At 73.0% G+C, this 6,968-nt stretch carries 7 protein-coding genes; 4 read left to right on the top strand and 3 right to left on the bottom strand.

Annotated elements, in window-relative coordinates; genetic code table 11:
• The first annotated feature begins 46 nt into the window (after positions 1-46).
• Both Ade02nite_RS48215 and Ade02nite_RS48210 read left to right on the top strand, forming a co-directional pair.
• Positions 47-604: a DinB family protein gene (locus tag Ade02nite_RS48215; RefSeq protein WP_203778179.1), complete on the top strand. Its 558-nt coding sequence runs from the start codon at positions 47-49 to the stop codon at positions 602-604.
• On the top strand, positions 601-1,008 hold the full coding sequence (locus Ade02nite_RS48210) for a GNAT family N-acetyltransferase (RefSeq protein WP_203778178.1): 408 nt from the start codon (positions 601-603) through the stop codon (positions 1,006-1,008). Before Ade02nite_RS48215 ends, Ade02nite_RS48210 begins: the two co-directional genes overlap by 4 nt.
• A 53-nt stretch (positions 1,009-1,061) precedes the next feature.
• On the opposite strand, the gene Ade02nite_RS48205 is transcribed toward Ade02nite_RS48210, so the two are convergent.
• Positions 1,062-2,540, bottom strand: a complete 1,479-nt coding sequence (locus tag Ade02nite_RS48205) for a DHA2 family efflux MFS transporter permease subunit (RefSeq protein WP_203778177.1) — start codon at positions 2,538-2,540, stop codon at positions 1,062-1,064.
• A gap of 102 nt (positions 2,541-2,642) precedes the next feature.
• Between Ade02nite_RS48205 and Ade02nite_RS48200 the strand changes: the two genes are divergently transcribed.
• On the top strand, positions 2,643-3,302 hold the full coding sequence (locus Ade02nite_RS48200; protein ID WP_203778176.1) for a TetR/AcrR family transcriptional regulator: 660 nt from the start codon (positions 2,643-2,645) through the stop codon (positions 3,300-3,302).
• On the opposite strand, the gene Ade02nite_RS48195 is transcribed toward Ade02nite_RS48200, so the two are convergent.
• Together Ade02nite_RS48195 and Ade02nite_RS48190 are read right to left on the bottom strand one after the other, a co-directional pair.
• On the bottom strand, positions 3,253-3,561 hold the full coding sequence (locus Ade02nite_RS48195; protein ID WP_203778175.1) for a DUF1905 domain-containing protein: 309 nt from the start codon (positions 3,559-3,561) through the stop codon (positions 3,253-3,255). The genes Ade02nite_RS48200 and Ade02nite_RS48195 overlap by 50 nt on opposite strands.
• A 56-nt stretch (positions 3,562-3,617) precedes the next feature.
• Positions 3,618-4,127: a hypothetical protein gene (locus Ade02nite_RS48190; RefSeq protein ID WP_203778174.1), complete on the bottom strand. Its 510-nt coding sequence runs from the start codon at positions 4,125-4,127 to the stop codon at positions 3,618-3,620.
• Positions 4,128-4,231: 104 nt separating this feature from the next.
• Here Ade02nite_RS48190 and Ade02nite_RS48185 point away from each other — a divergent pair, with 104 nt between their 5' ends.
• Entirely contained in the window at positions 4,232-6,967 is a 2,736-nt protein-coding gene (locus Ade02nite_RS48185; protein ID WP_203778173.1) for an AfsR/SARP family transcriptional regulator, read from the top strand.
• Position 6,968: the final 1 nt, after the last annotated feature.

Here is a 6,968-nt window from a genome sequence, read left to right as displayed (position 1 = left end):
AGGTTCCGGACAGAGATCGTCCGGAACCGGGTCTAGCGTGCCAGTCATGACCGAGACTCCGTGGGAACCCCCGATCGCCGGCACCGAGACCGAGCATCTGGTCGGCGCGCTCGACCGGATGCGCTGGACCTTCCGCTACAAGGCCGACGGCCTCGACGCCGACGGCCTGAGCCGGCGCCTGCCGCCGTCCACGCTCACCCTGGGCGGCCTGCTCAAGCACCTGGCGCTGGTCGAGGACTACCAGATCGCCGGCAAGTTCTACGGCGAGCCCCTGCCGGCGCCCTGGGACAGCGCGCCCTGGGACGACAACGCCGACTGGGATTTCGCCTCGGCCGCCGACGACAAACCCGCCGACCTGTACGCCCTCTACGACGCGGCCGTGGCCCGCGGCCGCGCCCGCCTCACCGCGGCCCTGGCCGAAGGCGGCCTCGACCAGCCCTGCCCACGCCCCTGGCCGGACGGCCGGACCCCGACCTTGCGCCGCTTCGTCTACGACCTGCTCGAGGAGTACGCCCGCCACACCGGCCACGCCGACCTGCTGCGCGAGGCGATCGACGGCCGCACCGGCGAGGACCCGCCGGACGGCTGGCGCCCGAGCGCGTGATCGTCCGCATCACGCCGTCCACCCTGGCCGTCCTCGACGAAGCGGCCCGGTGTTTCGGCCGCGAGCCGGCCGGCGCCGCTTTCGTCGAGGCTCCAGGCACGCTCGCCTTCGTGGCCGGCAACGGTCCAGACGTGCAGGGCTGGTGCTGGGGCTACCTGCTGCCCCGCCCCGACGGCGCCACCATGCTCTACCTGCACAACCTGGAGGTGGCGCCCGCCCACCGCCGCCGGGGCGTCGGCCGCGCCCTGCTGCGCGCCTTCATGCGAGCCGGCCGCGACCGCGGCGCCACCACGATGTTCCTGACCACCGGCGAGCACAACACGGCCGCCCGCACCCTCTACGAGTCGGAGGGCGCCGGCCTCGCCGACCAGGGCCCCACGGTCAACTACTGGTTCGTGCTGTGAAAGGCGGGATCCCGGCCGCGAACCGCGACCGGGATCCGTGTTCCGCCAGAACGTCAGTGGGCCATGGCCGGCGGGGCGTCCGGGTCCACGTCGAGCGGCCCCGTGCGGAACAGGACCGCGGCGACGATGCCGGCCAGCAGGAAGAAGCCGGCCGACCACCAGAAGACCGTGTGGTAGCTCTGGAGCGCGGCCTCGGCGGCGAGCGTCGGCGACGGCGCGTGGGAGGACGCGTAGTTGGTGGCGGCGGTGGCGGCGAACGAGCTCAGCAGCGCCGTGCCGATGGAACCGCCGATCTGCTGGACCGTGTTGATCATTGCCGAGGCGACGCCGGCGTCGCGGTGCTCGACGCCGGAGGTGGCGGCGTTCTGGGTGGGCGCGAAGACGAGGCCCAGGCCCAGGCCGACCACGATGAGGCCGGGCAGGACGCCGGAGGCGTACGTGGAGTCGAGGTCCAGCCTGGTCAGCAGCACCATGCCGACCGCCGCGACCAGGGCGCCGAGCGGCACCAGCGGGCGCGGGCCGATCTTCGGGGTGAGGATCGAGCCGGCCGTGGTGGCGGTCAGCATGATCGCGCCGAGCATCGGCAGGAACGCGAGGCCGGTCTCGACCGGCGTGAACGCCAGCACCGCGGTCAGGTAGTACGTCAGGAACAGAAAGATGCCGAACATGCCGGCGCCCGCGATGGCGATCGAGGCGTACGAGCCGCCGCGGTTGCGGTCGAGCACGACGCGCAGCGGCAGCAGCGGGTTGGCGACGCGGCGCTCGACGAGAACGAAGGCGATCAGCACGAGCACACCGACGATGATCGGGCCGAGGGTCCAGCCGGCCGTCCAGCCGTCGGTCTCCGCGTTCGCGAGGCCGTACACCAGGGCGACCAGGCCCACGACGGCCGTGACCGTGCCGACCAGATCGAGCTTGCCGTGCCGGGCGACCGGCTCGTCCTTGAGCTTGAGCGAGGCGCCGACCACGGCCAGCGCCGCGATCACGAGGTTGACGTAGAGGCACCAGCGCCACGATGCGTACTCGGTCAGCACGCCGCCCAGCAGCAGGCCGATACCGCCGCCGGCGCCGGAGATGGCGCCGAAGATGCCGAACGCCTTGCCGCGCTCGGCGGGCTCGGTGAACGTCGTGGACAGCAGCGACAGCGCCGCGGGGGCGAGGGCCGCGCCGAACGCGCCCTGCAGCGCCCGGGCGATGATCAGCAGCTCGAGGTTCTGCGCGGCGCCGCCGAGGGCCGACGCCAGCGCGAAGCCGATCAGGCCGATCAGGAACATCCGCTTGCGCCCGATGAAGTCGGCCAGGCGCCCGCCGAGCAGCAGCAGGCTGCCGAAGGCGAGGGCGTACGCGGTGACGACCCACTGCCGGTCGGCGTCGGAGAAGCCCAGGTCGGCCTGCGCGGTGGGCAGCGCGATGTTCACGATCGTGGCGTCGAGCACCACCATCAGCTGTGCGAGCGCGAGGACCACGAGCGCCCACCAGCGCCCCGTGGTCCTCGTGTCGCGTGTTTCGAGTTGATCAACGGCGGTGGTCATCGAGTGCCTTCCGGAAACGTAAGTTGAGGTTGCCCCTCCACATAACGCAGCGTAGCAACGGAAGTTGAGAAGTTCCCTCCGTTTAGATGTACGCTTGGCCACATGCCAGCCACCGCCTCCCGCCCGCTGCGGCGGGACGCCCAGCGCAACCGGGAGCGCATCGTCGCGGCCGCCCGGGAGGTGTTCGCGACGCGCGGGTTCGCCGCCACGCTGGACGACGTCGCCCATCACGCCGGCGTCGGCGTGGGCACCGTCTACCGCCGCTTCCCCACCAAGGAAGCCCTGGTCGAGGCCATTTTCGCCGACCGCATCGAGGGCGTCGTCGCGGTCGCCGAGCAGTGCCTCGCCGAGCCGAGCGCGTGGGACGGCCTGACCCGGTTCATGGTCTACGCGTGCCACACCCACGCCGAGGACCGCGGGCTGCGCGACGTGATGCTCAGCCTCGGCATGAAGAAGCGCTTCCCCGACTCCGGCGACCGCCTGGAGACCGTGATCACCGAGCTCGTCGCCCGCGCGAAGGACGAGGGCACCCTGCGCACCGACTTCGAGGCCACCGACGTACCCATCATCTTCACCATGGTCAGCGATCTCGCCGGCGCGCCCGCCGGGGCGTACGACCGCTATCTGCGCCTGGTCATCGACGGCCTGCGCGCCTGCCCGCGCAACGCCGATCTCGGCCCCGCCCTCACCCGCGACCAGGTGATCGGCGTGCTCAGCGGCTGTGTGCCGCCGGTCCGGCCCCGATCGTCAGCCGCACAGTGACGGTCTCCCCCACGTCGAGCCTCTCCCGCCTCCGGACATCAGTCTTGATCGGTACGATGTACCGCCCGTCCTTCGGCCACAGCGACGTCGTCCACCCCGTCGCCCCGATCCGCGCCGTCACCGGGATCATCCCCCACCCGTAGCTCACCAGCGACGACGCGGCCTCGATCTCCACACACTGGTCCTCGGGCACGGTGACGAAGTGCCACGGCGCCGGCCCCCGCCAGAACCAGATCTCCCCCGCGAACTCCAAGTCCATCCGCTCACCCTAATGAATCTCCGCCAGCCCCCGTCGCCGGCGACGATGACATCGGGTCAGCAGACGTACGTGATGCAGTGCACCCAGACCCTGCGCACGTTGTCGTTCCACACGGTCGCGCCGAAGCTCCACGAGAGCGCGGTGTGGCCGTACCCGACGGTCCTTCCCCACACCCCGACGCCGTTGCATTGCTGGTAGCCCCGGATCGCCGAGATGTTCGTGCTCCAGTAGCTGTCCAGGTTGAACTCGTACCCGTCGCCGTCGCAGATGCCGTACGCGCCGTACACGTTCAGCGATCTGCCCTTCCAGCCGGCGTCGGAGTAGTAGGTCATCAGCAGCCGGGACGCCGCGGCGGTGCGGAGACCCGCCTTGGCCGCGGCCGCGGACTTGCCCGAGCACGCCATCTCGGGAAAACCGTCGTTCCGCTGCGCCGCGGGCTGCGCGAGCACCGCGCAGAACGCGGGCGGCTCGGCCGGGGCGGCGACGGCCACTCCCCCGGGCGCCAGAGCGGCCATCGCTGCCACGAACGCCACTGTCAGGACCGTACGAATCGATGTTCTGCGCATGTCATCTCCCCGGATTTCTCGATGCGGCGGCGGTTGGCGCCGTACCGATAAATTGAGCCGACGGTGTTGTGGGATTGTTGTGAGTCGATGCCCTCGGGGGTCACGTGATCGAGTTTCGGCTGCTGGGGCCGGTCGAGGCGTGGGTCGGCGACCGGCGTGTGGAGGTGGGCCAGCCGCGGCAGCGCGCCGTGCTGGCCGTGCTCGCGGCCGACGCCGGGCGAGCCGTCGCCACCGACGTGCTGATCGACCGGCTCTGGGGCGAGACACCGCCACCGACGGCGCGGCGGTCGCTGCACGCGCACGTCACCCGGGTGCGGCGAGCCCTGGAGGAGGCCGGCGGCCAGGCGACGCTGGCGCGCCGGTCGGGCGGCTACCTGCTCGACACCGACCCCGGCCGCGTCGACCTGCACCGGATGCGGGATCTGCTCGGGCGCAGCCGCCGCGACGGCTGCTCCACCGGCGAGCGGGTGACCCTGCTCCGCGAGGCGGCCACGCTGTGGCGGGGGGAACCGCTGACCGGGATCGGCGGCCCGTGGGCCGACCGGATGCGCCACAGCTGGCGGCAGGACCACCTCGACCTGATGCTGGCCTGGGCTCGCGCCGAGATCGCGGCGGGCAACCCCGGCGTGGTGTCCGGCCGGCTGTCCGAGCTGGCGGCGGAGAACCCGCTGGCCGAGCCGCTGAGCGCCGAGCTGATCCGCGCGCTGCACCTGGCCGGGCGTCCCACCGAGGCGCTGGAGCGGTACACCGAGATCCGCGAGAGGCTCCGCGAGGAGCTCGGCGTCGACCCGAGCCCCGAGCTCCAGACGCTGCAGCGGACCATCCTGCGGCAGCAGGAGGCCGCATCCGTCGTGCCCGCCCAGCTGCCGGCCGACGTGGCCGGGTTCGCGGGCCGCGGCGATCAGCTGGCGCAGCTCGACGCGCTGCCGCGGGAGACGGGCACGGCGGTGATCGTCGCGATCTCGGGCACGGCCGGGGTCGGCAAGACCACGTTCGCGGTGCACTGGGCGCGCGCCGCCGCGCCCCGCTTCCCCGACGGCCAGCTGTACGTCGACCTTCGCGGTTTCGACCCGCGCGGGAGAGCGCTCGAACCCGGTCAGGCCCTTCGCGGCTTCCTGAACGCGTTGGGCGTACCGCCCGCCCGGGTGCCCTCCACGATCCAGGCGCAGGTGGGGCTCTACCGCAGCCTGCTCGACGGAAAGCGCGTGCTGATCCTGCTCGACAACGCCCGCGACGCCGACCAGGTGCGCGACCTGCTGCCGGTGACCTCGACGGCCCTGGCCCTGGTCACCAGCCGCGATCAGCTCGTGCCCCTGCTGGCCACCCACGGCGCCCACCCGGCCGGTCTCGGCGCGCTGTCTCCCGGCGAGGCCCTCGAGCTGCTCACGCACCGGCTCGGCGAGGAGCGCGTCACCGCCGAGCCGGCCGCCGCGACGGCGATCGTCACCGCCTGCGCCGGACTCCCCCTGGCCCTGGCCATCGCCGCCGCGCGAGCCCGGCACAGCGGATTTCCCCTGACGGCACTCGCCGCCGAGTTGACCGACGCCGGGCAACGTCTCGACGCGCTGGACGCCGGCGACGCGCCGACCCGGCTCGGGACGGTGTTCTCCTGGTCGTACGCGGCGCTGAGCACCTCGGCGGCCCGGCTGTTCCGGCTGCTCGGCACGCATCCCGACCCGGGCGTCTCGGCCGCCGCGGCCGCCAGCTTCGCCGGACGCCCGGTGCCCGAGGTGCGGCGCGACCTCGTCGAGCTGGTACGGGCGAACATGCTCGTCGAGCGGGCGCCCGGCCGGTACACCTTCCACGACCTGCTGCGCGTCTACGCCGCCGAGCTCGCGGCGGCGGAGGAGACCGGCGAGCAGCGGCACACCACGATGTCCCGGCTGCTCGATCACTACGTGCACACCGCCCACGCCGCGACCATGCTGCTCGATCCGGCACAGGGCACGCTCGACCTCGGCAGCCCACGGTCCGGGGTCGTCCTGGACCCGCCGGTGAAGGAGCAGGAAGCCCTGGACTGGTTCGAGGCGGAGCGGCCGGCCCTGCTGGCCGCCGTCCGGCACGCCGCCGAGGGCGGCTTCGAGACCGCGGCGTGGCAGCTGACCGTCACCCTCGTGACGTTCCTCGACTGGCAGGGCTACTGGCACGACCTGGAGACCGCCGCCCGGCTGGCGGTGGCCGCCGCCCGCGACGCGGACGCACCCACGCTTGCCCGCGCCCACCGGCACGTGTCCACCGCGTGCCTGGGCCTGAACCGCTTCGACGACGCCGAGACGGCGCTCCGGAAGGCGCTCGGCGTCAGCGCCCCGGCCGGCGACACGACGGGTCAGGCCTTCGCGTACAACGGCTTGGCGGCCGTGGAGGACCGGAGGGACCGCCCCGGCCACGCCCTCCCGCACGCACGCCGCGCCCTGGAGCTGTTCGAGGCCGCCGGCCACCGGATCGGCCAGGCCGTAGCCCTCAGCTCGGTCGGCTGGTATCAGGCGCTGCTGGGCGAGCTGCCCGGCGCCCTGGTCTCCTGCCGCCGCGCGCTCACCCTGCTGGAGGACCTCGGCGACCGGTACGGTCAGGCGCACGCCTGGGACAGCCTCGGCTACATCCATCACCGGCTCGGCCGGCACCCCGAGGCCGTCGACTGCTACCAGCAGGCGGTCGCCCTCTTCACCGAGCTCGGCGACCGTTACCAGGAGGCCGACACCACCAGCCACCTGGGCGACGCACACCTCGCGGCCGGAGACACGCGAGCTGCCCACGAGGCGTGGCGGCACGCGCTGACCGTCCTCGACGAGCTGGACCATCCGAGCGCGGAGCCCCTGCGAGCGAAGCTGGCGGCGACCTGAG

It is taken from the genome of Paractinoplanes deccanensis, assembly GCF_016862115.1.
In the GTDB taxonomy this organism is placed as follows: domain Bacteria; phylum Actinomycetota; class Actinomycetes; order Mycobacteriales; family Micromonosporaceae; genus Actinoplanes; species Actinoplanes deccanensis.
The sequence above is the reverse complement of the archived record's forward strand: the minus strand, read 5'-3'. Positions and strand labels throughout refer to the sequence as shown.

Coding starts and splice junctions, on each gene's coding strand:
- Ade02nite_RS48195 (WP_203778175.1), bottom strand. CDS start 3,561: ATGGACTTGGAGTTCGCGGGGGAGATCTGGTTCTGGCGGGGGCCGGCG.
- Ade02nite_RS48205 (WP_203778177.1), bottom strand. CDS start 2,540: ATGACCACCGCCGTTGATCAACTCGAAACACGCGACACGAGGACCACG.
- Ade02nite_RS48215 (WP_203778179.1), top strand. CDS start 47: ATGACCGAGACTCCGTGGGAACCCCCGATCGCCGGCACCGAGACCGAG.
- Ade02nite_RS48200 (WP_203778176.1), top strand. CDS start 2,643: ATGCCAGCCACCGCCTCCCGCCCGCTGCGGCGGGACGCCCAGCGCAAC.
- Ade02nite_RS48190 (WP_203778174.1), bottom strand. CDS start 4,127: ATGCGCAGAACATCGATTCGTACGGTCCTGACAGTGGCGTTCGTGGCA.